The following is a 1,377-nucleotide window of genomic DNA, read 5'->3' on the forward strand; positions in this document are numbered from 1 at the left end:
GGCTCGTCCGGCTTCATGCGCGATGATTTCTACAACTGGCCCGAACAGATCAAATCGCTGATCGAGACCGAAAAACCCGCCGCCGTGATCGTCATGCTGGGCTCCAACGACCGCCAGTCGATGAAGGTGGGCGACATGCGCGAACAGCCACGCTCCGAGAACTGGACCAAGGAATATGAACGCAGAACCGACGCGCTGGGCAAAGCCATCGCCGCGGCCAAGGTCCCCTTCCTTTGGGTCGGCATGCCGGCGTTCCGGGTGCCGAAGATGACCTCGGATATGCTTGCCTTCAACGACATCTACCATCAGGCCGCAGAAAGCCATGGCGGCGAATTCGTCGATATCTGGGACGGCTTTGTCGACGAGAACGGCGCCTTCGTCACCAGCGGCCCCGACATCAACGGCCAGCCGGTGCGGCTGCGCGCCGATGACGGCATCAATATCTCGAAGGCGGGCAAGCGCAAGCTCGCCTTCTACACCGAAAAACCGCTGCTGAAGATCCTCGGCCTGACCGCGCCGGGAAGCATGATTACACCGTCCGCTCCGGCGGGCGCCCCTGTCGAGACGCCGGCGCCGGCCGCGCCCCCCATCGTCATCGACCGCACCGCGCCGATGCTGCTCAGCGATCCGGCACTCGACGGCGGCTCGGAGCTGCTTGGCGCGGCACCGCCGGCAAAGGCCAATCCGGACCTGCCCGGTGAAAAGCTTGTGGTCGAGGGCAAGGCACCGATTGCATCGCCCGGCCGCGCCGACGATTTCTCCTGGCCGCCGAAGGCCGCAGCCGCGACCGACACCACGACCGCGATCAATCGTTAGTCTCGCAGCGCGGCTCCGAGGCCGGGCTCAGCGCGGGAGAACGCTCGACCCCATCAACGCCTCGTCGATCGCGCGCGCCGCCTGGCGGCCCTCGCGGATCGCCCAGACGACCAGCGACTGGCCACGACGCACGTCGCCGGCCGCATAGAGCCTGTCGACGCTGGTCTTGTAGTCGCGGTCATTGGCCTCGACATTGCGCGAGCGGCGGCTGTCGGTGGCGATCTTCATCTCACCCTCCAATTCCCTCGCCACACCGGCCGCGGCCGGCCCGGCAAAGCCGATGGCGATGAAAGCGAGATCGGCACGAATGACGAATTCGGTACCGGCGATCGGCTTGCGCTTGTCGTCGACCTCGCAGCACTTGACGCCGGTCAGCTGGCCTTCCTCGCCGATGAATTCGAGCGTCGCCACCTGGAATTCGCGCTCGGCGCCTTCGGCCTGCGAGGACGAGGTGCGCATCTTCGTCGCCCAGTAGGGCCAGACCGAAAGCTTGTCTTCCTTCTCCGGCGGCTGTGGGCGGATGTCGAGCTGTGTGACGCGCACCGCGCCCTGGCGGAAGGC

At 66.2% G+C, this 1,377-nt stretch carries 2 protein-coding genes; one reads left to right on the plus strand and one right to left on the minus strand.

Annotation, left to right across the window (positions count from 1 at the left end):
• Positions 1-816, plus strand: an 816-nt coding sequence (locus tag EN914_RS35540; RefSeq protein ID WP_127389695.1) for an SGNH family hydrolase, incomplete at its 5' end; no start/stop codon positions are given.
• Positions 817-843: 27 nt separating this feature from the next.
• On the opposite strand, the gene EN914_RS35545 is transcribed toward EN914_RS35540, so the two are convergent.
• Positions 844-1,377: FAD-dependent oxidoreductase (locus EN914_RS35545; RefSeq protein WP_348631968.1), on the minus strand; the 534-nt coding region annotated here is incomplete at its 5' end.

The sequence above is a fragment of the Mesorhizobium sp. M7A.F.Ca.CA.001.08.2.1 genome (genome assembly GCF_003998455.1).
GTDB classification, from domain to species: Bacteria; Pseudomonadota; Alphaproteobacteria; order Rhizobiales; family Rhizobiaceae; genus Mesorhizobium; species Mesorhizobium ciceri.